This is a genomic window from Bacteroides sp. MSK.18.37 (genome assembly GCF_019129155.2).
GTDB classification, from domain to species: Bacteria; Bacteroidota; Bacteroidia; order Bacteroidales; family Bacteroidaceae; genus Bacteroides; species Bacteroides ovatus.
Genome location: NZ_JAHOIB020000001.1, coordinates 7,085,831 through 7,111,707, shown reverse-complemented (window position 1 = coordinate 7,111,707; position 25,877 = coordinate 7,085,831). Strand labels below are relative to the sequence as shown.

19 protein-coding genes are annotated in these 25,877 nt (G+C 40.2%); 13 read left to right on the top strand and 6 right to left on the bottom strand.

The features are described 5' to 3' along the window. Window positions 1-36 precede the first annotated feature (36 nt). From KSX81_RS28065 to KSX81_RS28040, 6 genes are all read left to right on the top strand, one after another. Window positions 37-1,230 (top strand): DUF5013 domain-containing protein, encoded by a 1,194-nt coding sequence (locus KSX81_RS28065; protein ID WP_004319645.1) that lies wholly within the window; start codon window positions 37-39, stop codon window positions 1,228-1,230. A gap of 49 nt (window positions 1,231-1,279) precedes the next feature. Continuing rightward, entirely contained in the window at window positions 1,280-3,319 is a 2,040-nt protein-coding gene (locus KSX81_RS28060) for an IPT/TIG domain-containing protein (protein ID WP_004319643.1), read from the top strand. Window positions 3,320-3,377: 58 nt separating this feature from the next. Beyond that, window positions 3,378-4,676: an alginate lyase family protein gene (locus KSX81_RS28055; protein ID WP_008774957.1), complete on the top strand. Its 1,299-nt coding sequence runs from the start codon at window positions 3,378-3,380 to the stop codon at window positions 4,674-4,676. Window positions 4,677-4,690: 14 nt separating this feature from the next. Then, a complete protein-coding gene (locus KSX81_RS28050) occupies window positions 4,691-6,097 on the top strand; it encodes a glycosyl hydrolase family 28 protein (protein ID WP_004319640.1) in 1,407 nt (468 codons plus the stop codon). Window positions 6,098-6,428: 331 nt separating this feature from the next. Further along, window positions 6,429-6,809, top strand: a complete 381-nt coding sequence (locus tag KSX81_RS28045; protein ID WP_004322509.1) for a transposase — start codon at window positions 6,429-6,431, stop codon at window positions 6,807-6,809. A gap of 35 nt (window positions 6,810-6,844) precedes the next feature. Continuing rightward, window positions 6,845-7,765, top strand: coding sequence for an IS3 family transposase (locus KSX81_RS28040; protein ID WP_149948862.1), 921 nt, complete (start codon window positions 6,845-6,847; stop codon window positions 7,763-7,765). Here the strand turns inward: KSX81_RS28040 and KSX81_RS28035 are convergent. The 3 genes from KSX81_RS28035 to KSX81_RS28025 form a co-directional block, all read right to left on the bottom strand. After that, window positions 7,747-8,754 carry an IS110 family transposase gene (locus KSX81_RS28035; RefSeq protein WP_004307071.1) on the bottom strand — a complete coding sequence of 336 codons (1,008 nt, stop codon included), beginning with the start codon at window positions 8,752-8,754 and terminating at the stop codon, window positions 7,747-7,749. The two genes, KSX81_RS28040 and KSX81_RS28035, sit on opposite strands and share 19 nt — an antisense overlap. 628 nt (window positions 8,755-9,382) lie before the next feature. Next, window positions 9,383-10,570 carry a mannonate dehydratase gene (uxuA, locus tag KSX81_RS28030; RefSeq protein WP_004297007.1) on the bottom strand — a complete coding sequence of 396 codons (1,188 nt, stop codon included), beginning with the start codon at window positions 10,568-10,570 and terminating at the stop codon, window positions 9,383-9,385. Window positions 10,571-10,605: 35 nt separating this feature from the next. Next, complete coding sequence (locus tag KSX81_RS28025) at window positions 10,606-11,421, bottom strand: SDR family oxidoreductase (protein ID WP_004297005.1); 816 nt, start codon at window positions 11,419-11,421, stop codon at window positions 10,606-10,608. Between the two features lie 118 nt (window positions 11,422-11,539). Here KSX81_RS28025 and KSX81_RS28020 point away from each other — a divergent pair, with 118 nt between their 5' ends. Continuing rightward, complete coding sequence (locus KSX81_RS28020) at window positions 11,540-12,421, top strand: AraC family transcriptional regulator (protein ID WP_004319633.1); 882 nt, start codon at window positions 11,540-11,542, stop codon at window positions 12,419-12,421. A 70-nt stretch (window positions 12,422-12,491) separates the two neighbouring features. Then, window positions 12,492-14,444: a glycoside hydrolase family 97 protein gene (locus tag KSX81_RS28015; protein ID WP_004297004.1), complete on the top strand. Its 1,953-nt coding sequence runs from the start codon at window positions 12,492-12,494 to the stop codon at window positions 14,442-14,444. Window positions 14,445-14,652: 208 nt separating this feature from the next. On the opposite strand, the gene KSX81_RS28010 is transcribed toward KSX81_RS28015, so the two are convergent. After that, a complete protein-coding gene (locus KSX81_RS28010; protein ID WP_004297003.1) occupies window positions 14,653-15,495 on the bottom strand; it encodes an aldo/keto reductase in 843 nt (280 codons plus the stop codon). A 236-nt stretch (window positions 15,496-15,731) separates the two neighbouring features. Here KSX81_RS28010 and KSX81_RS28005 point away from each other — a divergent pair, with 236 nt between their 5' ends. Beyond that, window positions 15,732-17,348 (top strand): alpha/beta fold hydrolase, encoded by a 1,617-nt coding sequence (locus KSX81_RS28005; protein ID WP_004297002.1) that lies wholly within the window; start codon window positions 15,732-15,734, stop codon window positions 17,346-17,348. A 25-nt stretch (window positions 17,349-17,373) separates the two neighbouring features. On the opposite strand, the gene KSX81_RS28000 is transcribed toward KSX81_RS28005, so the two are convergent. After that, window positions 17,374-17,757: a DUF3037 domain-containing protein gene (locus KSX81_RS28000; protein ID WP_004297000.1), complete on the bottom strand. Its 384-nt coding sequence runs from the start codon at window positions 17,755-17,757 to the stop codon at window positions 17,374-17,376. Beyond that, complete coding sequence (locus KSX81_RS27995; RefSeq protein WP_004296999.1) at window positions 17,735-18,517, bottom strand: HipA family kinase; 783 nt, start codon at window positions 18,515-18,517, stop codon at window positions 17,735-17,737. The genes KSX81_RS28000 and KSX81_RS27995 overlap by 23 nt, the downstream gene beginning before the upstream one ends. A 181-nt stretch (window positions 18,518-18,698) precedes the next feature. Here KSX81_RS27995 and KSX81_RS27990 point away from each other — a divergent pair, with 181 nt between their 5' ends. From KSX81_RS27990 to KSX81_RS27975, 4 genes are all read left to right on the top strand, one after another. Next, a complete protein-coding gene (locus tag KSX81_RS27990; protein ID WP_004296998.1) occupies window positions 18,699-21,443 on the top strand; it encodes a two-component regulator propeller domain-containing protein in 2,745 nt (914 codons plus the stop codon). A 228-nt stretch (window positions 21,444-21,671) separates the two neighbouring features. Continuing rightward, on the top strand, window positions 21,672-22,082 hold the full coding sequence (locus KSX81_RS27985; RefSeq protein ID WP_004296997.1) for a hypothetical protein: 411 nt from the start codon (window positions 21,672-21,674) through the stop codon (window positions 22,080-22,082). A 1-nt stretch (window position 22,083) separates the two neighbouring features. Further along, the gene (locus KSX81_RS27980) at window positions 22,084-22,614 is read left to right on the top strand and encodes a sigma-70 family RNA polymerase sigma factor (RefSeq protein ID WP_004296996.1); all 531 of its coding nucleotides are present in this window, start codon (window positions 22,084-22,086) and stop codon (window positions 22,612-22,614) included. 97 nt (window positions 22,615-22,711) lie between these two features. Beyond that, window positions 22,712-25,870, top strand: coding sequence for a SusC/RagA family TonB-linked outer membrane protein (locus KSX81_RS27975; RefSeq protein WP_004296995.1), 3,159 nt, complete (start codon window positions 22,712-22,714; stop codon window positions 25,868-25,870). Window positions 25,871-25,877: the final 7 nt, after the last annotated feature.

Below are 25,877 nucleotides of genomic sequence, written 5' to 3'. Positions count from 1 at the left end.
TCATTCAATCGTTTAACGTATAATACCATAGATTATATGAAGTTTTTATTCAAATATACATTTCACTTGGCAATACTTGCTTGTGTTTCCGCACTTTTCTCCGGTTGTGAGCAAGACCCCAAGTATAGAGTTTATGATTATCCTGTACCAGTAGTGGAGAGCATTTATCCTACGGACGGATATGTCACTACACAGGTAGTTATTACGGGAACCAATTTTGGTGACCGTGCTGAAGCAGTGAAAGTTTTCTTCGGTGAAGCCCAATCCAATAAAGTGCTCGATTGCAAAAATAACCGTTTGGTAGTGGAAGTGCCGGAAACTGCAGTAACAGGCAATCTGTCTTTACAGATTTATAATAAAAAGGTGGAGAATATCGGTCATTATACAGTACTGCCTACACCACGTGTCATTACAGTGACTTCTGATAGTGAAGACGGTGAAGGGGTAGCCGATACGGGAGACAAGGTTACTATAACAGGTGAAAACTTTGGTACGGATCCATCCGATATTTCTGTTAGTTTCAATGGAACGCCGGCCGAATTTGAGCTGGTGGATGAGTCTACTATTGTTGCGACAACTCCTGCAGATTATAAGACAGGTAATGTGACTGTAACTATTCATGGATATACAATGACAGGTAGTGCAATGTTTAATCCTAACTCAAAGGGTGATGTGACAGTGCTTTACCTTCAAAACTACAAGCAGCCGTTTGCCAAGGCAAATGATGAAAATTGGAAGAATGGTGAATGGTGGACTCCGGCAGTGTGGAATCAAAATGCAGCATCGTTCAATGCAAAAGGCAATACGACTGTTTCCGGAATGCAATATAAATCAGAAGAAGGCTTAACGTTAGCATTCCAGAATGGATGGGATAAAGAAGCTTATACGAATGGGAAAATGTGGCAGGTTGCTACGCTCCGTCCTGGTAAATACAGACTGGAAGTCACTTATGCATATACATTGGTAGTTACTGATGCGGGGAACTTTATTTCCGTATTGATAGCTAAAGGAGATAGTGAAAGTGATATACCGAATGTCGCTGATCTTGAGCAACTAAATGGAGTTTATGTGGTCTATGATAAAATGGGAACAGCGAATGATTCGGGTACGTTGGTTACACCTTCATTTGAAGTGACGGAGACAACGGATGTTGTCATTGGATTCCTGACTTCTCTGGCTAAAGGTAATTCATACTTTAAGGTGACAGAATTGAAATTGATTCTTGAATGATGTGGAAAAAGAAAAAAGAGTAATTCATCGTGATAATATAATTAAGATTATGAAGAAAATATATAACTATCTGTTTCCCGTTTTTCTCTCGCTTTTCGCATTAGCTGCTTGTGACGAGGATAATGAAGAAATTGTTCCAATGAGTTACACTGATCCTGTGGCGACTGTAACAAAGATAGATCCCGTAGAAGGATATGTTGGGAATGAGTTTACCGTTAGTGGCAGTGATTTTGGTATCATAACAGAAGATGTGAAAGTATTTATCGGTTCCCAGGAGGCAGTAGTAGTCTCTTGCGCCGATGATGCTATCCTTGCGAAAGTGCCGGAATCGGCAACAAACGGAAAGATAACCGTTGAGGTTTTCGGGCAACGTGTGGAGACTGATCTAGTTTATCGTGTACTTGGTAAGCCGGGTGTCAGCGTAGTGAAACCTTCTTATGGTTTTCCGGGTGCCAGTATCGTTTTCGAAGGACAAGAATTTGTTTCTTCTAAAACACTGTATACTTTGACTTTCGGGACTTCCACAGACAAGGCAGAGATTGTGGGTACACCTACTGATACCGAATTTACGGCCAAAGTTCCCGAGACAGCTGTCAGTGGAGTTATGACACTTATTATGGCAGAACAAACGATTGATTTGGCTTCTTATCCTTTCACTGTGTTGAAGCATGCAACGCTTGATACTCCTAAGGAAGACGAACCGGTTCCATCAGGTTTTGCTGGCAGTAAATTTGCAATAACAGGAACCAATCTTGTGCAAGAATTGCTGGATAAGTCTGTTGAAGGGTTGGAGCCTTTGAAAGTAACTTTCTCTAAAGCTGGCGGAGAACCTGTAGAAGCTGCAATAGATACAGATAATTTGACGGATAAGAGTATTCCACTCACTGTACCTGCTTCGTTGGAAGCCGGAGATTATACAATTACTGTCATTACTCCGTTTGAAACTATCGGGACACAGTTGAAATATACGGTATTACCGATGCCGACAGTAACAGGCATTTCAACGAAAGCCGGATATATTAATGCGGAAGTAACGATCATTGGTCAGAACTTTGGTACGAAAGCTGAAAATATTCAGGTCTTTTTCGGAGAAACAGTTTGTGATAAAGTGACACTGAATGATAAAGGTAATATTGTAGTGAATGTTCCCAAAGGAGTTTCATCAGAAGCTCCGGTGAAGATTAAACTGATAATTCAGGGTAAGGAAATAGAGATGGGCGAATCGGGCACATTTGAGGTTTGGGAAACTCCGGAAATCACTTCTGTTGAAACACCGTATATTTATCCTAATGGCACATTAGTAAAAGCCGGACAGGAAATAACATTTACAGGAAAAGGTTTTGGAACGGATAAGAATTCTGTTACAGTTACTTTTGAGGGAATATCCGTACCCGTTACGGTTAAAGAGATTACTACGACTTCTATTACTGTAACGGTTCCGCAAGGTTTCAATGGTGGAAAAGTAACAATGGTGTTTGAAGGTATTGCACAACCCGTAGAGAGTGATATGTTACAACCTCTGCCGGTGGATGGAGATATTTCTCAATATGTACTCATGAACTATGAACAGCCTTTTGAATATGTAAAAGAAGGTGGGGATAAAGGATTCCATAAAAAAGGAGAGTGGGCAAAAGCTGCTTATTGGATAGTTCAGAACTCTAACTTGACTGCTGGTGAAGGAGGTGCTGCTGTTGATTTGGCATTTAAAACGAAATATGGTGATGGAAGTGATGCAGGTTTGGCTTTACAAACAGATTGGGGATTTGACAATCCTAAAAATGATGGTAAGGTATATCAGACTTCTCATCTTCAAAAAGGAAAATATAAGTTGACGGCACACGTTTATGAATATGACGGCAGAGGTTTTACCGGTTATGTTGCGGTTTGTAAAGGTAACGAGATGGCAAATACGAGTGATATACCAAGTAAGAGTCTGGCAAACGCTTCTATTTCGGGTACGGGTGATGTAGTAGTTGATATTCTTGTTGAAGAGCCTACCGATGTTGTCATTGGTTTTGTATGTACGATTACAGTAAAACAAGGACGGGCTAAGATAGATAATTTCAAATTAGAGTTAGTAGAGCAATAAACTATAATTGGGTGCACCGTAATCAATGGTAGATATGGTGTACCATTAAACCAAAAATATGATGAAAAAGATATATTATATAACCGCAGTATTTGCTACCCTGTTTTTGGTAGGATGTGGGGACGGCATTGACCTTCCGGGTGTCAATGTGGAAACTGATTTGAATAAAATTCCTCTTCCTGATAATAATGTAAATTTGGAACAGGTTGAACTTAAACCGTCAACGGAACCCATGCTGCATGAAGGGTTGCATACGGAGGAAGACTTCCAGCGTATCCGGGATAAAAAAGCTGCCGGAGAAGAGCCTTGGATAAGTGCTTATCAATTATTAGTAGAAAGTCAGTTTTCGCAGAAGACGGCAGATACTTATCCTACGGAATGGATTAAACGTGGAGTTTCCGGTGATGAAAATTATATGAATGCAGCCAGAGGGGCCACTATTGCATATCAGCAGGCGCTTCGTTGGAAGATTGAACAAGATGATGAATATGCGGCAAAAGCGGTGGAGAATCTGAATAAGTGGGTACAGACTTGTGTAGGTGTAACAGGTAATACGAATTTATCGCTTGCTGCAGGACTTTATGGTTATGAATTTGCTATTGCCGGTGAATTATTGAGGGATTATGGAGGATGGGATCGTGCGGACTTCGCAGCGTTCCAGAATTGGTTGCTTAAAGTGTTCTATCCTGCTAATGATGATTTCCTGAAACGTCATCACGATACGAATGCGTTACATTATTGGGCTAACTGGTGTCTTTGTAATATAGCGGCTAAAATGGCTATCGGCATTGTAACCGATCGTCGTGATATTTATAATGAAGGTATTGCCCATTTGCAGACAGGTGATACAAACGGACGTTTACGTCGTGCTATCTATCACGATTATGCACCGGACTATAACTTTGCTCAATGGCAGGAAAGTGGCCGTGACCAGGGACATACATTGATGTGTGTTGGATTGATGGGAATTATCTGTCAGTTGGCATGGAGCCAGGGAGACGATTTCTTTGCTTATGATGATAATCTCTTCCTACGGGCCTGCGAATATGCCGCTTGTTGTAATTACACTAATGAGACTGTACCATATACTACTTATATATGGCAAAAACAGAGTCAATGGGGATATCCGATTCCGGAAGAACAAACAACACTTGGTGGTGGTAAATGGATCAAACGTGCGATATGGGCGTTGCCTTACTATCATTACAAAGGGATAAAAAACATCTCGGATGATAATCTCAAATATACTAAGATTGCTACCGAATATGTAGGAATAGAAGGCGGCGGCGGTTATTATGATGCTAACTCTGGTGGGTATGATGTACTTGGACTCGGTACATTGATGTATGCACAATAAATGAATAATTCAAAATGAATAGATTGATACGAATAGCGCTTACATTTTTACTTGTAATGACTTCAGGAGTTATACAGGCAGAAATTGTCATCTATCCGGTGCCACAAGGCATCTACTATGCCCGCCACAATGACGATTATACAGTAAAAGTACGGCAAGTGGGTGAAAAAGATTGGGTAGACCTTTATGAATATAATGTAAAGGTGGATATGGATACCAAGTCGGATGCAACCATGGTACAGTTTGATTTTTCCGGTAAAGTGGAAGTGCTGGTGCAAAAGAATAACGGGGAACTCCGTTCAGCAGTAGTGCGTCCACTATCTAAAGGTATTCATCCGGAGATAGACGGAAATTTTCTGCTGTTCACATTGGATAAACCACAAAAACTCTCTGTAGAGTTCAACGGTGACCGTTTGAATAATCTGCATGTGTTTGCCAATCCGATCATTGAGAATGTGCCTGATAAGAATGATCCGAATGTGATGTATTTTGAGTCCGGTATACACGAACCCACAGATGTGGCAGGCAAATGCTTCCGTATTCCTTCCAACACGACTGTCTATCTGGAAGGTGGAGCGGTGCTGAAAGGTTGCCTGACTTGCGACAGTGTAGAGAATGTAAAGATTCTCGGACACGGTATGTTGCTTGAACCGCAGCAGGGAATATCGGTGGCATACTCCAAGAATGTACTGATTGATGGAATTACAGTTGTCAACTCCCGTCACTATACAGTTTCCGGTGGACAATCACAGGGAATTACTATCAAGAATTTGAAATCATTCAGTTATCAGGGTTGGAGTGATGGATTGGATTTTATGTCTTGCTCGGATGTAGTGATTGATGATGTTTTTCTTCGTAATTCAGACGACTGTATAGCCATCTATACGCATCGTTGGAATTATTATGGAGATTCTCGTAATATCCGTGTACTTAATTCTACACTATGGGCGGATATTGCTCACCCTATCAATATCGGTACGCATGGAAATACGAAAACAGGAGATGAGGTTTTAGAAGATATATTGTTCAAGAATATCGATATCTTGGAACATGATGAGGACGATCGTGATTACCAAGGCTGCATGACTATTAATGTAGGAGATCACAATCTGGCACAAAACATCACTTTTGAGGATATTCGTGTGGAACATATCCAGGAAGGACAGTTATTTCATCTTCGGGTGATGTATAACCAAAAATATAACACAGGTCCCGGCAGAGGTGTCAGAAACATAACGTTCCGTAACATTTCATGTACCGGAAAATATATCAATCCTTCTTTGATGGAAGGTTATGATAAGAATAGGAAGGTTGAGAATATTTTGTTTGAGAACATAATGTTGAACGGCAAACGGATCGCCTCTTTGGAAGAACTGAATATAGATAAAAAAGATTTTGTAGGGAAGATACAGATAAAGTAGCTAACAAATAAAAGATTGTGTTGATTTTACCCTCACACTCTCACCCGGCTCTCAATCCCTTTATCCATCGTACTTTCGTGGGTGAGGGTAAAGGTGAGGGTAGTGTGAGGGTAAAACTTACTCTCACACTGTCGACGCTTACCAAATGATATAAGTATGCATTGGCATTGAAAGGTTTAGCTATTGAGAGAACAGTCCGTTGTATTTATTGTATCGGAATTATATGATTATAACTAAAAGCCTAGAGACAGAATGGTTGTTTCTTGTCTTTGAGACAGAATCTTCCTGTAGTGTACTGAATAAGTTGACACTTCTCAAATTCGAAATTCACATGGAAGAATTAAAAAAGAAGTACACTCCTTACACAGAATCTGAACGAATGTCTTATATTCGTGAGTATTTATCGACTTCCGAAACGAAGTATCAGTTTGCCAAGCGTACGGGTATTTGCCGACGTCTGCTGATTCTTTGGCTCGAAAAGTATCATATAAATGATAAAGTTATGAATACAGAACAGCCCTCTTTAAGCAAAGCCTCTGATGAGTCTCTCAATGAACTGGAAAAAGAACTCGCTGCATTGCGTGCCGAAAACCGCAAACTTCAGCGTGCCCTTCAGGAGGAAAGTCTTCGTCATGAAGCTTGTGAGGAATTGATTAATCTTGCGGAGTCCACCTATCACATCAAGGTTCGAAAAAACTCCGATGCCAAGTAATCGACACCTTGTCACAGGGGAACTCTGCCCGTCATATGCGCGGCAGTCTGCAGTTCCTCTGTGATTACTTCGGCATAACCAGACAAGGTTATTATAAGCATGTCAACAGAAAAAAGGAAATAGACATCCTCACATCAAGCATTGTGCTGTATTGTAATGAGTTACGTAAACTTATGCCTAAGGCTGGTATGCGTGAACTCTATGCATGCTGCCTCCGCAAGTTTGGTGTCAGGATGGTCATTGGGCGTGATCAATGCTATAATATTTTTCGTGCCAATGGCCTGTGTCAACGTGTCAGGCATGTGAGACCAAAGACAACAAATTCCAATCATAATTATTACATTTATCCGGACTTGCTGAATGTCACTCCTAAATTTGTAGCTGACACATTCGGTTCAATGGTTGTAGCGGACATAACCTATGTTGCCACGTGCCAGGGATGGGCTTACCTGTCCCTTCTTACCGATGCGGGCAGTCGGGCCATAGTCGGATATGCCCTGTGCAAAACACTCGAAGCGGAAGGTCCTTTAAAGGCACTGAGGATGGCTATGGACTTTTACAACAGATACAATGTTGATTTGAATAATCTGATACACCATTCTGACCGGGGAGTGCAATACTGCTCAAACCTGTATGTAGGTATGCTCAAGAAACATCATATTAATATCAGTATGACTCCGTGTGGGGATCCGCTACATAATGCTCTGGCTGAACGGATGAATAACACGATCAAGAATGGGTGGCTTTTTGACTGTACAGATGACAGCTTTGAACAATTGGATAAACGTATAGCCGATGCCATATATGCATACAATTATGTTAGACCGCATCAAGGCATACAAATGAGAACTCCGATGGAATATATTCGTAAATGCAGTGGAAAGGTAGCTGAAGTCCCGCTCGTCGGGACGGGTGCTCCCGCCCCTATTCTTATGGATTACGCAAGCGAATTTTGATAATTTCTCGAAAAAAAAGCATCCGTCCTAATTACAGCGAACATAATCGTAACTAATTTCGCTCTAACTGCATTCAGAACCGACATCTTATTTTTTCCCTCTTCGACCTTTCTGTCATAATATTTCTTCAATGGACTATTTTTCACTTGTGAAACAGATAGTGCCGCCATATGTAGCAAATGCTTGATGCTCTTGTCAGCCCTATTAGATACTCTATTTTTAGAACGTTGGCTACTTCCTGACACATAGACGAACGGAACAACTCCTGCATGACAGCAAAACTTCCTGGGATCAGTAAAAGAAGTGAAAGCATCTGTTTCCATGATCATCTTCAGTGCAACACGTTCCCCAACTCCATCCACAGACATGAGTAAATCCATTTGATGAGCAATGACAGGTGCCTGATTTATAAGTTCTTTTATTTCAAGGTCTATTTGTGCTATGTAATCCGTAAATGTATTGATAATCCCTTCAACTCTATTGCATTTAGCAATATATATTGAGTGTTCCATATAGTCTACCTGATCTTTTAGCTGGGATTGATATTTAGCCCTATCTGCAACAAGCATACTGCGTTCTGTTGATAAGTTTTTGAGTTTTTGTATTATAAGCTCTGATGCGGTATACGGTTGTAGGCAATCATTATATCTTTCTGCATACATTGCTATTCGGCAGGCATCTATTTTATCATTTTTGCCACGAGGTATTCCATGACAATATTTTATTTTAGCTGCATCTTCCAAACATAAGTAGACTCCTATACTTTTTGTTGCACAGACCAAAGGATAGGTATATTGCCCTGTATGTTCCGCACAGACAACCAAACTGTCCTCAGAGAGGAAAAATTTCTCAAACGTTCTTGTTAACCAAGATTTAATAGAGGATAGATCATTAGGAATAACATCATAAAGGATGTCCTTACCGTTACTCCTTAAACATAAATCCAATTTTTTCTTACTCACATCAACTCCTAAATAAAAAACTTTCATACTTTTGTTTTTGAACATTAAACAAAAAAGAAAGGACCTGAACTTGACCTAATAACCTTAAACAGGTTTACTGAAATTCTTATATGGGTTTGAGTTCAAGGAAGGAGCAAAAGGACCGAATAGGGACTTAGACTTGACTTCTATTGCCGCTGATGGTTTTCCTTTTGCTTTCCTTTCAATATCAATTCAAAGATAAATATTTTGATGCTGCAAATCTAAGGTTGCCGCTAGGGCGATCCCCGAGCGAAGAGTTTTTGTTATTTAATGAAAGTTTACAGCCCGAAGTCTTGCACTTATAAGAGAAGATACATAATTTTGCAAAATATCTAAAATGACAACTTATACAGGAATTACAAAGGGACAAGTAAACTTATTTAGGTTTTAAAAAATATTGAGTAAACTAACTTAGGTATAACAAGCGAAGTTGTCAACTAAATCCAGTACAGTACATCCTGCTTTAGAAACTATAGTTTCCCGCCTTTGGAACTGGAGTTTCGAGCCTTTGGAACTAAAGTTTCAAGACGGGAAACCATCAGTTTCAACGCTTGAAACAAAATGTTTCCCGCCTTGAAACAAATAACGAGGTTATTGCTCTGACGAAGCTCTGACTATATCAGTACTGTAATGATTATAATATTATCTGTCGTCTTTTCTCATCATCTACTACAGCCATCATTCCCTCTACTTGTGCAAGAGCCAGCATACGTCCGTGGAAGGAATATCCCGGATTATAACCTTTATCTTCATCTCCCAGCATCATTCGTCCGTGGTCTACACGCATTGGTAATCCCGGATTCTCATTTTCGAAGATACGGATAAGATCAATCAGATGTCCTCTTCCCGTAAGATGGGAGCTTTCAATGAAGTTTCCACCTTGCATGGCAGCTGTGCTGCGCAGATGTACGAAATGAGTTCTTTTTGCAAATTTCTTAGCCAACTCACGTGTATCGTTATGTTCGTCTGCACTCAAAGAGCCTGCACAGAAAGTCAATCCATTATGAGGATTATCTACGGCATTCAGGAACCATTCAATATCATTTTCATTGGTAACGATACGTGGTAAACCTAATACCTGGAATGGAGGGTCATCCGGATGTACGCACATATTAACTCCATATTCTTCGCATACAGGCATGATTGCAGATAAGAAATAACGCATATTTTCACGCAAAGCATCCCGGTTTATATCTTTGTACAAAGCAAGTAACCGCTTGAAGATGGAAACCGGATTTTTATCTCCTTCTTTGATATTGCCATTAACAAAACCTTGAGTCTTGACAATGATCGTATCAATCAAAGCGTCTTTTTCTGCTTCTGTGATAACCTTATCCAACTCGGCAACTTTCTGAAGTTCTTCTTCAGTGTAATCTTTTTCAGCTCCTTCACGTTCCAAGATTCGGATATCGAAATAAGCAAAGCGAATACGGTCGTAATAAAGTGAACTGGTTCCGTCCGGCCAGGGGTGTTGCAAGTCTGTACGTATCCAGTCGATAACGGGCATGAAATTATAACACACTGTCTTTATGCCGCATTTACCCAAATTGGCAAGGCTTACTTTGTAGTTCTCAATCAACTGTTCACGTTCCGCTCCTGCGTATTTGATTGCTTCACATACAGGAAGACTTTCCACTACCGACCAACGTAAACCATAAGATTCGATGTATGATTTCAAATCGTTAATAGCTTCTACTGTCCATATTTCACCATTCGGTACATCATGCAGGGCAGTGACAATCCCTTCTACCCCTATTTGTCGGAGCATCGGCAAGGTTATCTTATCCTTTTTGCCGAACCATCTCCAAGTCTTTTCCATCATAGTCTTTCTCTTTATAACAGGCTATTATTTATTGCTTAAACTCCGCTGAATGCACTGAAACCACCATCAATAGGTAACATTGCTCCGGTTACGAAGCTAGCGGCTTCACTACACAGGAAATGCACTGCACCATTCAACTCTTTGATGTCACCGAAACGTTTCATTGGAGTTTTAGCCAATACTTTCTTGCTTCTATCTGTCAGTGTACCATCTGGGTTGATAAGCACACGACGATTTTGATCGCCGATGAAGAAACCCGGTGCAATAGCATTTACACGGATACCATCACCGTATTTAAGTGCCATTTCGCTTGCCAGCCATTGAGTGAAATTGGCTACGGCAGTTTTTGCAGCCGAATATCCCGGTACACGGGTGATAGCGCTGTATGCTGCCATTGAGGATACATTAATGATACATCCTTTGCCTTGTTTTGCCATTACTTTACCGAATATCATAGACGGATAGACTGTCCCATTCATATTCAGATTAGTCACTTTTTCCCAGCAAGAGATATCCATATCATAGAAGTGCTGATCTGGCTCAAGAGTAGCTCCCGGCATATTGCCACCGGCAATGTTCAATAGAATATCGATCTGTCCCCATTTGGCTACGACTTCTTCGGCTACTTTCTCCAGGCTGGCGATGTCAAGTACATTACCAATGATACCGATTACATCGTCACCGTATTGCTTAAGTTCAGCCACGCGGTTGTCCAGTTGCTCCTGACGAATGTCAATAGCTACTACTTTTGCTCCTTGCTGTACAAAGTGTTGGGCAATATTTCCACCCAGTACACCACCTGCTCCGGTAATAACAGCGACTTTACCGGCAATACTAAATAATTCGTTCATGGTTCTATCAAATGTTTTTATGATGGATGCAAAAATAGCGGGTTTTTACACATGCTATGATGCGTATCTTTGCAAGATATTTACTTATCTTTGCAAAAGTAGTTTAGAAAGGAGATTTATGAGGAAGATAATGAATGAGAAGTTGACTATTACGACTTCTAATCCCGTCCGTGCCCGCTTTTATGAATATCCGCGTTTCACGTATCCGTGGCATTTTCATAGTGAGTATGAAATTATTTATGTGGAGAAGGGAGAAGGGGATTGTCTGGTGGGTGACAGCATTATCTCCTATTCAAAAGGTGATTTGATTCTTTTCGGTTCCGAACTGCCTCATAGTATGCAAAGTCCACCGGACGACGGGGAAGAATCTGATAACGAAGAAAAATCCGAACTGAAAGTAAGAGGAGTCAATATTCAGTTTGAAAAAGACTTTATGCATTATTCTATATCTCAATACTCCCAGTTTATTCCTATCAGGAATTTATTGGAGGATGCTTGCAGAGGAATTAAATTCACAATTACCCGTTCGGGGAAAATCATTAAGCTATTAAAACAAATACCTTCTGCCAAAGGAGTAGATCAAATCATCCTGTTGCTTTCACTCCTACAAATGATGGCTACCAGTAATCACAGGAAGTATCTGACTACTTCTCATTATACTCCGTCTCCTTCGATTATGCGTAATGAAAGAATGGAAAAAGTGATTGCCTATTTGAATAAACATTATACCGAGTCTATCGGTCTGGATGAAATTGCTTCTTATACAGCGATGAACCCTACTGCTTTCTGCCGATACTTTAAAGAAAACACAGGAAAAACATTCAAAGAGTATGTACTTGATATGCGTATCGGATATGCTTGTAAACTATTGAATAGTAGTATGATGAATATATCTCAAATCAGTGCTACTTGCGGATTTGAATCACCTGTACATTTTAACCGCATTTTTAAAAGGGTGACAGGAATGACACCTACTTTATATAGAGAGCAGATGGAATAAGCTTTTCAGGCAATAAACATTTGAGTATAATTTCTTCCTCGTTCGTATATAATAGAAAAGATGAATAAACATGAACGTAAATAGAATGAAGAAAAGAATTTTGCTTTTGTTGTTGGTGATACCGGCATTGGTAAAAGCGCAAGATGTGATGACAGAAACCCGTCAGGAACTGACGTCTCCTGATGGAGCTTATCGTTTTACCTTTTATCAACGTGCGGTGGGAGAGGATAATGCACAAATGTATTATACCTTGACTTATAAGAATCGTCCGGTGATTGAAGAAAGTAAACTGGGTGTTCTGATTGAAAATCAGTTATTTGAATCGGCGTTGGGTATACCGAATGATACTTGTCATTTTTGGTGTGAGAATCTGAAGTTGACAGGGACTGAACATCAAAAAACGGACGAAATATGGAAACCTGTATATGGCGAGCGTGCGGAGGTTCGTGATTGCTATAATGAGATGACTTTGAAGTTCAAGAAAGGGGAAGGAAAAGGCAATCAGGACGGTGGTTATGATAAGCGTAAGAACTACTTTATGAATATCATAGTTCGCGCCTATAATGAAGGAGTTGCTTTCCGCTATCATTTTCCGGAAATGACAAACGGGCTTTTCTTGCATATTGTCGGTGAGCAGACTAGCTTCACAATGCCTGAAGGAACGATGGCGTATTACGAACGTTGGGCGCAAGGACCTTATGAACTTCGTCCGTTGAAAGGATGGGGTAAAGAGGAGAGTGAGCGTCCATTGACATTGAAACTTCCTGATGGATTATCAGTAGCTTTGTTGGAAGCAGAAATGGTGGATTATGTTCGTGGTAAATTCCGTTTATCGGCAGAGAAACCTTCCACTTTGGAGACAAGCCTGTATAGTAGCGTCGATATTATTTCTCCTTACAGTACTCCGTGGCGTGTAATCATGGTTGGCGAACGTCCGGTCGATTTAATTAATAATAATGATCTTGTCTTGAATCTGAATCCGGCTTGCAAACTGGCTGATACTTCTTGGATCAAACCCGGGAAAGTATTCCGTTCGGGCGACTTGAAACAAGATAGAGTAAAAGCAGCCATTGACTTTGCGGCAGAACGTGGTATTCAGTATGTGCACATGGATGCAGGATGGTACGGACCGGAAATGAAAATGAGTTCGGACGCTACTACTGTTTCTCCTGATAAAGACCTTGATATACCTGCTTTGTGTAAATATGCCGAATCGAAAGGAATCGGACTTATGGTGTATGTCAATCAGCGCGCATTAGTGCAGCAGTTGGATATTCTGTTGCCTTTGTATAAAAAATGGGGATTGAAAGGTATCAAGTTCGGTTTTGTACAGATAGGTAATCAGCGTTGGAGTACCTGGCTGCATGATGCAGTTCGTCAATGTGGAGAATATGATCTGATGGTAGATATTCATGACGAATATCGTCCGACAGGTTTCAGCCGTACTTATCCTAACCTGATGACGCAGGAAGGTATTCGTGGAAATGAAGAAATGCCGGATGCCACACACAATACGACTCTTCCTTTCACCCGCTATCTGGCAGGTGCAGGAGACTATACGCTTTGCTATTTCAATAACCGGGTGAAGAATACGAAGGCACATCAGTTGGCGATGGCAGCTGTGTATTACAGTCCTTTGCAATTTATGTTTTGGTATGACAGACCGGAATTCTACCAGGGAGAAGAAGAACTGGAATTTTGGAAAGCAATTCCGAGTGTATGGGATGACAGCCGCGCGTTAGATGGAGAGATTGGTGAATATATCGTTCAGGCACGTCGTTCGGGGAATGACTGGTTTGTAGGAGCAATGACGAATACGGAAGCCCGCACAATTACATTGACTACGGATTTTCTGGAACCGGGTAAGAAGTATATGCTTCACCTGTACGAAGATGATGACAAGCTGAATACACGAACGAAAGTACGTAGTACTCATAAGAAGATAAAAGCCGGAGATAAGCTTGTTTTGAAGCTAAAAGCGAATGGCGGAGCCGCATTGCATTTTACTCCGCTGAAAAAATGACTCAAATTATTTTGATGGTCATTGAGTATGTGAAAATGATAAGTAAATGATAATTTATTTTCAGACAGAAGAACATAAGAACAAAAAATAAAACAGCAGTTCAACAAGCAACAGAAATAATTTTCTAAGCGCAGCCTTTATGTTCTTTTGTTCTTCTGTCTGAATTCAATTCCCATTTGTAGTCTTTATTGGGATTTACTACTTACCACTATTTACCATAATTAATCAACCACTTCACCATCTCCGGATCATAGTGGGAGAAAAAGAGCGTTTTAGCTGTATCAAGCGCAGCGATAGCCGCCATATCATCCGGTGTTAACGAAAAATCGAAAACATTGAAATTCTCAATCATACGTTCTTTATGAGTCGATTTAGGAATCACGATAATATCGCGTTGAATCAGATAACGCAGTGCGACCTGTGCCACTGATTTGCCATATTCTTTACCGATTTCCTGGAGAGTCGGGTTGGTGAAGAAGTCGTTTCGTCCTTCAGCAAACGGTCCCCATGACATAATTTTAGTACCATATTCTTTCATTACTTCCTGCAACTTTATCTGTTGGTTGAAAACGTGTGTCTCTACCTGATTGACGGCAGGAGTAATTTCACAGAATTCTGCCAAGTCTATAAAGCGGTCAGGATAGAAGTTGCTGACACCGATTGCACGGAGTTTACCAGCCTTATATGCTTCCTCCATAGCCCGGTAAGTTCCATAATAATCACCGAATGGCTGATGAATGAGCAGTAAGTCTATATAATCACTTTTTAATTTGTGAAGTGATTCATCAATAGAAGCTTTAGCTTTTTCGTAACCGGCATTTGAAATCCATACTTTTGTAGTGATGAACAGTTCCTCGCGTGGCACACCGCATTTGCTGATTGCATTTCCTACACCTTCTTCATTATGATAGGCTTGTGCCGTATCAATAGAACGATAACCCACACTGATTGCATCTGATACGCAACGTTCACATTCTTCAGGCGTAACCTGATAAACACCATAACCTAAAATAGGCATTTCAATGCCATTGTTCAATTTTACTTTTTCCATAATCAAGTATATTATTAAAATAAAAGCGTATTCTAATGTTTTTATTATCTTTATTTCCTCTATACAAAGTTAGTCTGTAAAAGGTAATCTGTTTTTATATAGATTACGGGTTTTGCTACCTTTTTTACGGATAACTCTATCTTTGCATTTAATATCTACTATTATATAGTCGTTTTTTGAGTATTTTGTTCTTCATATTCGTAGTATAGGAAGTTAAATCAATTAAAAGAAGCATTATGAATAAATATTTTCTTGTTGTATTGTTGTCATTATTCATGCAGGTTGCTAAGGTGGCAGCAGCCCCCTGGCAGTGGTCCGTAGAAATAAAAGAGCTGATTTCAGAAGAGACAAACGCCCACCCTTCTGCCTATCTATGGATACCGGAAAACTGTAAACAAGTCCGTGCCGTCATCATCGGGCAACACAATATGACCGAAGAAACAATTTTCGAGCATCCTGAATTTCGGAAGAATATGGGCAAACTGGGAATTGCAGAGATATGGATCACTCCCGGAATAGACCAACGCTGGGACGTGACAAAAGGTACCCAACAAATCTTTGAAACAATGATGAAGAACTTGTCTGAAATAAGCGGATATACAGAGCTGGAGTTTGCCCCGGTTATACCTATCGGACACTCGGCAATGGCTACTTATCCGTGGAACTTTGCCGCCTGGAATCCTGAACGTACATTGGCCGTACTCTCTATTCACGGTGATTCTCCCAGAACTCATTTGACGGGTTACGGGCGTGCGAATTTGGATTGGGGAACCCGTACGATTGAAGGTATCCCCTCATTAATGGTAATGGGAGAGGACGAATGGTGGGAAGACCGGTTGATAACCTCTTTCGATTATCGTCGTGAATATCCGAATGCTCCCCTTTCATTTCTTGCTGATGCAGGACACGGACATTTCGACATATCCGATGAATTGATTGATTATCTTTCCCTCTTTCTGAAAAAGACAGTGGAATATCGGTTGCCGGAGCATTCGTCATTGGATGCTCCGATTCAGTTAATTCCGGTAGAAGCAAAGAATGGCTGGCTGGCAGACCGTTGGCGAAAGAATGAAAAGCCTACAGCCGAAGCCGCTTCCTATGATAAGTATAAAGGAGACAAGAACCATGCGTTTTGGTATTTTGATAAGGAAATGGCAGATGCCACAGAAAAATATTACGCCAATGAGCGTGGAAAGACAGAGCAGTATATCGGCTTTGAGCAAAAAGGAAAACTGATAACTTTCAATCCGAAATCCCATGTACGTATGTCTCCTTCTTTTCAACCCGAAGCGGACGGAGTCACTTTCCACCTGAAAGCAGTGTACACAGATACGTTAAGGAACGAATATTCAAAAGAACACAGTACGCATCCCATTCGAATGTCGAGAATTTGCGGTCCGGTGGAAGTGGTGAATGATACAACTTTTACTGTTCGTTTCTATCGGATGGGATTGGAGAATCCTAAACGTACAGGAGGCATCTGCCTGATGGCTTCCGTAAAACAGGATCATAAATACCGGAGTGCCGTTCAGCAGGTAGAGATTCGTATTCCTTACCGGAATAAGGAAGGGATACCCCAACGTATAATTTTCCCGAAACTATCCGATGTAAAAGCTTCAGTGAAAGAAATAAGTTTAAATGGAACTGCTGACTCCGGTCTTCCGGTTTACTATTATGTAAAAGAAGGTCCGGCAGAGATAAAGGGAGATAAACTGGTATTGACTAAAATTCCCCCACGTGCAAAATTTCCGGTAAAGGTGACAGTGGTAGCCTGGCAATATGGGCGTAGCGGAGAACCTAAAGTGCAGACTGCTGAAGCAGTAGAACAGAGCTTTTATATTACTGCCCGTTAGTTTGACAAAGAGATTGTCCAAGGAATCAGAGTACTAATTCCTTGAACAATCTTTCCAAAGTCTTATCTAAATCAGTAGAAAATCCCGGATGTGGGCGAGATACTTGTATGCAGGAACTTTTTACTGCAGTCAGCCAACGAAACCTGTCAGGAATATCCATATTGGCTATGGCTCCTCCCTCTTTATTTCCCATGCATATCTTGTCAAAGACCTGTAACCCTTCTTTCAGGCAATTAATATCCAGTTCGGAAGAAAACAGTTTTAGTTTGTTCTCATCTATCGTATAGAGGGATTTCAGGTATTTGGCTTGTTTGGAAAACAACACAATCCCCATATTGATAAACTCCTCCCGTTCTACTTTAGGAACGAAACGGATGACTGCGTATTCATATAAGTGCCTTTCTTGCATTATGCGCTTCATTTACAAATGTTTCGGAATGTTTCATCCTTTCTTCTAAGAATCGAATATAAATGTCTCTCAAATCCTGTGGAGTTTCTGTGCCTTCTGTCCAGTTCAACCAGTCGTCGGGAATAGCATTGACTATCTCACGGATTTTATCAGAAGTCAATATCTGCTTGAATTCAATATCTACCTCTTCCAGTTTATCGGCAAACGGCAATAATACATGGTCTTTTATCTGTACAAAAGGAACCAGTGCCTGTTTTTGCCAGTTAGTCCAGGAATGGTGGAAATAAAGGGACGCCCCATGATCTATCAGCCATAGTTCTTTGTGCCATATCAACATATTGGTATTTTTAATGGTACGGTCTACGTTAGTCAGCAAGGCATCCAGCCATACTACTTGCGAAGCCGTTTTTCCATCTACTTGATGTACTATCGGATCAAAAGTCAACGAACCGGAAAGGAAATGCAATCCCATATTCAGTCCTCGACTCCATTGAAGTAAATCCTGTATCTCTTCGTCTGCTTCCGTTCGTCCGAAGGCCTCGTCCAGATTCAGAAAAACTATTTCGGGGACTCTGAAACCCAGTGCACGGGCTATCTCCCCACCAATCAGTTCGGCAATCAGCGCTTTTGTTCCGTGTCCTGCCCCTCTGAATTTGACTACATACTTAAATTCATCGTCAGCTTCGGCCAAAGCAGGCAATGAGCCCCCCTCACGCAGAGGAAGAATATATCTTGTAACATTTGCCGTACGTAAATCCATGTAGCTCCTTTCTTTGATTCGGGCAATAAAGATAGGACGTTTTTGTGGAATAGTAGGTGAAATGCTTTTGATTATAATAGTTTTTTATGTTTTTCGGTTGAGTATACGTTAGTGTCTTTGCGAATATCTTTCATTTTTTACTATCTTTGTCCTTGAAGTTTGAGAAGAACGGCATCTGCTTATGAAAAAATATATTCTGCAATTAATCATAGTACTGGTTTTTATACTACTTAAAGTTGAAGGAGTTTATTCTTCTTCTCCTATGAATTATTATAATATAACGACTTTTGAGGGACTGCCAAGTAATACAGTAAACGCAATAAAGAAAGATGTATCCGGGTTTATCTGGATTGGAACGAAGGTGGGGTTATGCCGTTTCGACGGATGTGAGGTGAAAACTTATCCCTTACTGTCAGAAGATGATATTTGGTCGATAGAAGAATTGGATAGCGATACATTGCTGCTTGGTACAGTTTCCGGACTGAAATACTTTAGTCGTAAGACTAATGTAACGGTAAAACTGGACATTCCATCTGCAATAGTCAAATCAATCTGGAAGATTGCAGACAGCCAATTTCTTGTGGGAACGGAAGCTGGTCTTTATTTTATAAATAATCATACTCCTCGCCAGATATTTTTAGAAACCGGGCTTTCACCGTGCAATCATATCACGTCTATTATTTGTGAGGATAAGAATATATATTGGTTTTCTACCGCCGACGGGTTGGGTAGAATAGATATCCGGACGATGCAACCGGAGATTTACCGGATGCCGGAAGAGATATCAAACAGCAATTTCTTCATTTGTCTCACGCGTATGGGCAACCATATCTATTTGGGTAGTTTCAATAAAGGAATATTCAGCTTTGATATGTCCGGAAAGAAATTTGCCAAAGTGAACGGTTTTGAACATAATCTGATAATGACAATAGACGGACAGGATAACCAATTGTTTGTCGGTACAAATGGACAGGGATTGAAAGTGTTGTCTTTGGAAGATGGAAGTATCGAAGTTATTTCACATAAGGAGAAGGCACGGAATTCTATCAGTTCCAATACAATCACTGCATTTTTATATGATAATGGCATTCGTTGGATTGGAACCCAGTTTGGGGGAATCAGTTATACACCTCGTATTGGTGCCAAGTTCTCTTATTACAGTAAAAATGATTTTTACTCAACTGATTATCGGGTTCGTAGTTTTTATATGTTTCCTAATGGAGACAAGCTGATTGGTACAAGGACAGGGCTTTTCTTTATTTGTGAAAAAACAGGGGAAATAAGAAGTTATAGTTTGGAGAAAAACTTTTCTAATTTGCGGTCGGACATAGTAGTGTTTATAAATCGGATACAGGACAAAATATTGATAGGTACTTACGGTGGAGGGGTGCATGTTTTTGATGAAAAAACATGGTCTTTAAGGGACTTCTCCCATGAAGAGTTGTTTCTGTATGGTTGCATTCTTAATATTGTAGACGATGCGAAGGGGAATTTATGGTTTGCTTCTCAAAGTGGACTTTATCAGAGTACCCCTGAAGGACATGTGCTGAAGAAATATGATACGATGAACTCCGTCCTGACAACAAATGCCATATTATGTTTGTGTGTTGATTCGATGAATCGTCTATGGGTAGGTAGCAAATTCGGTCTGTTTTTATTGGATATTGCTACGGGGAAGATGCGTGCGGACTGTTTTAGTGTTCCGATAAAGGCTGAAATTAAGTATATTATGGAGGACTTGCGGAAAGATATGTGGGTTTGTACGGATAATGGTTTGTATAAGATAGGGAAGGATTTGGTTGTTCATGAACATTTTACTACTGATAATCTGCTTCCGGATAATCAAGTGCCTTGTATCCTGGAAGATAGTCATGGAATTTACTGGATCGCTACACAAAAAGAGATTGTACGTTACAATCCGATAGAAGAACAGCATTATACATATCAGAGACAGGATGGGTTGAGCGGTCTGGAATTTAATAATAGTGTCTTTGTTTCCAATGACAGTATTATCTGGTGGGCCAATGAAGGCGGGTTAGTCTATACCACAACCGGGAATATTAATACAGAACGTCGTATTATAAGTACCCCTATAATAACATCGTATGCTATTTCTAATATAGAATATGACTTTCCGTATATGGACATGTCGAAAGGAATTGAATTGCCTTCTTCTGAAAATACTCTTCGTTTTAAATTTTCTAATATGGATTATGCGTTGCCTTATGCCAATTTCTATGAGTATAAGTTGGAAGGGTATGATAAGGAATGGTTGAAACAGACAGGGATTAATGAAGTTTCTTATAAGGACCTACCAGGAGGACATTATGTCTTCAAGTTGCGTGTCCCGGGCGGTGAAAAACAGATGCAGACTGTGGATATCTATGTCCGGAAATCATATACTTTTATGGCAGGCATATTATTGATGGTTCTAATAATAAGTATTCTAGTAATATATTTCTGTTACCGGATATGGAAACTTAAAAAGCGGATGACGGATGAGCGGATGATATTAAGTAAGGTTCAGGAGAGAAGTAAAGATAAAAAGGCGGCATTGCCCGAAATGAAAGTGAATGGTATCTTGGATAATTTGCTTTCCTATTTGGAACATGAAAAGCCTTATCTGAATCCAAAATTAAGTATTGGGGACGTTGCTGCAAAATTGGACTGTACCGAGACAGAGCTTTCTCAATTGCTCAATAACCACATGAATGTGAACTTCTCTAATTTCATTAATGTATATCGTGTCAATGAGATTAAAAAACGTTTAAATCAGGAAAACCTCTCAAAATATACTTTGAAAGCTTTGTCAGAACAATGTGGCTTTAGTTCTAAGGCTACTTTCTATAGAGTATTCAAGAATGTAACTGGCATGACACCACTAGAATATTGTAAGAAACAGAACCTTGTGATAAAAGAAAATTGAGTAAAACCTATATTCTCATTTTTTTTGAGACAAGTTTTATGACGCTTATCTGCTTGTATAACAATACTTTATGCTGAAAATGTAATTCTCATTTTAGTTGAGATAAAACAGCGCTTCTATTGTTTGGAAATAGGGTGAGATTGTGTGTAGTTTTGCATCAGACAGGGACAGAAAGCCTTTCGAATAAGGCACGAATCCTTGCTGATGTTTAACTAAATAATCAATATTATGAAGAGCATTTTGGAAGTTATAATCCTTTTACTTCTTTCCTTTCTGATAGGAAGTAATAAGTCGGTTGATACTGCTTGTTCATTGCCCGACACCTCTCAATGGAGTGTGGCTAATAGTGATATTTGTTTAAAGGTGAATGGAGATTCGATTTTTTGGACTATGAAATCTGATAAAAAGGATATTCCTGCTATCACGGCATCTGCCAGATACAATTTGCTTACTTCCGGAAGAATCAGTCTGACGTACAGCTTACCTTTATTATCTCAAGATTTGTCCTATATCTATGGAGAAAGGAATGAGATACTGCATCGTCATATTATCCATGCATTCTTATGTAAGCAGGAAGATGATAAATTGGTATTTTATTCATCTGCGGGTGATTCTATTGTTTTTTGTCGTAAAAACTAAAATGGAGACGGAAGATATGCAGACAATGAATTCTACTACAAATCAATTATTGACTGAAACTTACACATCCTTATGTCCCATAATCATTCATTATATAAATCGTAAAATCAATGATTATGAATCTGCCAGAGACATGGCGCAGGATGTATTTCTTCGTCTCATGGAATATAAGCAAATACTTCGTAAAGAGACAGTGAGAAGTATGGCGTTCTTCATAGCTCACAATCTGGTGGTTGATTATTTGCGACGTTATTACAAGAAGCAGGAAATGTCTGCCTATTTCTATGAATATGGCGTGAACATTACTGATGATACAGAGAGCGGGGTGATAGCCAATGACCTGTCGGCACAAGAAAATCTGAAACTACTTCTACTTTCTCCGCAGCGTCGGACAGTTTATATAATGAGTCGTTTCCAGGGTAAGACAGCACCTGAAATCTCTGAAGAATTGTGCCTTTCGCGACGTACCATAGAGAATCATTTACTGGCTAGCCGTAAAGAGATTCGTGAATATATCAAGTCATGTATTTGAGAGTTATACTATATCAACAAAATTGTTAATTTTAAATTTTAAAAATGTGAATAAGAAGTTATTGAAATTTTCATCGAAAAGAATATTATATTCTGCGATGATGGCTTCCGCTCTATTGGCAGGAAGCCCGTGGACTGCTTTTGCAGACACGGATAATATACTGGAAGTGTTGCAAAACAGTACCGTACGAGGTAAAGTTGTCGATGCTAGCGGTGAACCCGTTATCGGTGCCAGTGTTGTGGTGAAAGGCACAACAACAGGAGTGATTACAGACTTGGATGGAAACTTTATATTGAATAATGTTTCTGAAAAATCAATTCTGGTTATATCTTATGTGGGGTATAAGTCACAGGAGATTGCTGTAAGCGGAAAGTCCGCCATAAACGTCACGATGCAGGAAGATAGTGAGATGTTGGACGAAGTCGTTGTTGTGGGGTATGGTGCTATGAAGAAATCTTCATTGACCGGTTCCGTAACAGTTGTTGATAGCAAAATATTCGAAAATAAAGGAAGTATGTCCAATCCTCTTCAGGCATTGCAAGGACAGGCTCCCGGTGTTCGGATTACACGTTCATCATCAGCTCCGGGTGAAGAAGGTTGGGGAGTATCCCTTCGTGGTGCAGTTTCCAAAAACACAACAGAACCGTTGCTTATTATAGACGGTGTTCCTTCAGACGCAGTTTCAGACCTGCAATATCTGAACCCTTCGGATATCGAGACTATGAACTTCTTGAAAGATGCTTCGGCAGCTATCTATGGAGCAAAAGCTGCGGGTGGTGTGATTATTGTAACAACCAAAAGACCGCAGGCCGGTAAACTTAAGATAGAGTATAATGGCTCATATACCCGTAAGATGCCGGGACTTCAAGCTGAATTGATGAGCCTGGATGAGTGGGCTGGTTCATTTCTGCAAGCAATGGAGAATGACGGCCTTGACGATACTTATACATGGTATCGATATGTCAAGTTGATGCAGGCAAACAAAGGTGGTTTCATTAATGTACATGACGGGAGCAATCCCAACCCGATTCCAGGTATGGGTGTGAACGATTACGTTTTTCATGATGTCAACTGGACGGACGTGATGTGGGGGCCTGCCAATTCTACGCAACACGACTTGAGCTTTTCAGGAGGTAACGAAAAGGTCACTTACCGTTTGTCGGCCGGTTATTTGTTTGATGACTCCAACCTGCGTTGGGGGGAAAATAACAATCAACAGTATACTTTCCGTTCGAGTAATGTAATTAAGGCCACTGACCGTTTGACTATCGAGTCTGTCATATCAGCAGTCCGTAAAGAGCAAGTTACTCCTACGCAAATCGGAAGGGCGTTGAATGTTACGACTCCGTTGCCAGGTCGGCCTGTTTCAACTATTGATGGCAAGCCTTATTTGTGGGGTACCGACTATACAGCCAATTGGTTACTCGAATTAGGTGGTGAGAATAAATTGGTGGTGACAACTTTCAATTTGAATGAAACATTAAAGTATCAGTTTACAAAAGAACTGACTGCTTCTGCAACATTCGGATATTCAACGAACAGTGCTATACGTGACGAGAAAATGAAATCTATCCAATGGTATCATTATGATGGAACAGTGAATACCTCTACAGCAAATCCCTATCCTACTCAAGCGGAATCAAAATATACTAAACGTGCTTCCCGTACGGATAATTACTCTGTATCAGGTTATTTGAACTATGCGAAAACGATAGGTAAAAATCACAATATCAATGTAATGGCCGGTATGCAATACGATCGTAGAGATTATGAAATCACCGGAACGTCTGCCACTGATATCCAGTCGGAACTAGGTATCATTAATGGTAACGGAGTCATTTCTATTGCCGAAGCCAAAAAGAACAGCTATGCGCTCCTTTCCTATTTCGGACGTTTGAATTATAACTACAACCAAAAGTATCTGATAGAATTTAACGCGCGCTATGATGGTTCTTCAAAGTTTCAACCGGAAAACAGATGGAAAGGTTTCTATGGTGTTTCAGCAGGTTGGAGAATTACCGAAGAAGCGTTTATGGTGAATATTAAAAAGTATATTGAAGAATTGAAAATTAGGGCTTCTTATGGTGAGGTCGGCAACCAAAGCGGTATAGGGCTTTACGACGGGGTGCAACTCTATAACTTCAATACAGCTTCGGGCGCCTATATTGGCGACGGAAAAGTTTCATATATTGCTGCGGCTAAAGAACTGGTGACAACCAATAGAACTTGGGAAAGAATCAAAAATTATAACGTCGGTTTTGATTTTACAGTACTGAACAGCCGTTTGACTGGTAGCGTAGACCTCTATATGAAGAAAAACGACAATATGTTGATCGGGTTGCTGTATCCCGGCACCTTGGGTGGCAATGCTCCGGCAAGTAACAACGGAAAATTCGAAAGTAAAGGATATGAAGGTATGCTTCGTTGGAGTGACAAAATAGGAGAAGTGAGCTATCATATTGGCGGAACATATACTTACATGGAAAATAAGTTGTTGTCAGGAGGTAATGATGTTATCTCTGCCGGTTTCAACAGCACGATAAACGGTTATCCGTTAAACTCTGTTTTCGGTTACCGATATGCAGGAAAAATACAGAATGAGGAAGATTTACAGGCATATAAGAACCTGTATTATGGAAACAATACGCTTTCAATGCCCTCGAATTTACGCGTGGGTGACCACATGTATGAAGATGTGAATAAGGATGGTAAGCTTACACAGGACGATTTGGTCTTTCTCGGAACAGATGACCCCAAAGTAACTTTTGCCTTTGACCTTGGATTGGAATGGAGAGGTTTTGATGTGTCTGCTATTTTTCAAGGTGCGGCACAAAGAACGGTTTGTCGCGATGCAGACTCTTGGAAAGTTCCTTTCAAAGCAGTGTGGATGAATACGTCAAACCATACGATTGGAAAAGTCTGGAGTCCGGAAAACCCTAATGGCAGATACCCTGCCTATTCAACTAAATCAGAAATCAATAACTGGAATTATATGCCTTCTTCATGGTTTATAGAAGATGGTACATATCTCCGGTTGAAGAATCTGACAGTGGGATATACTATACCAAAAGCCATATTGACAAAGATAACCAAGGGTGTACTTGAAAATTTCAGGGTATATGTTACCGGTACGGATATTTGGGAAAACTCAAAAATTAATGATGGCTGGGATCCGGAAGCAACCCGCAAGGTAAGTGACAGACAGCGTTATCCATTCACAAGAACATATACTGTTGGTTTAAATGCAACATTCTAATACTATA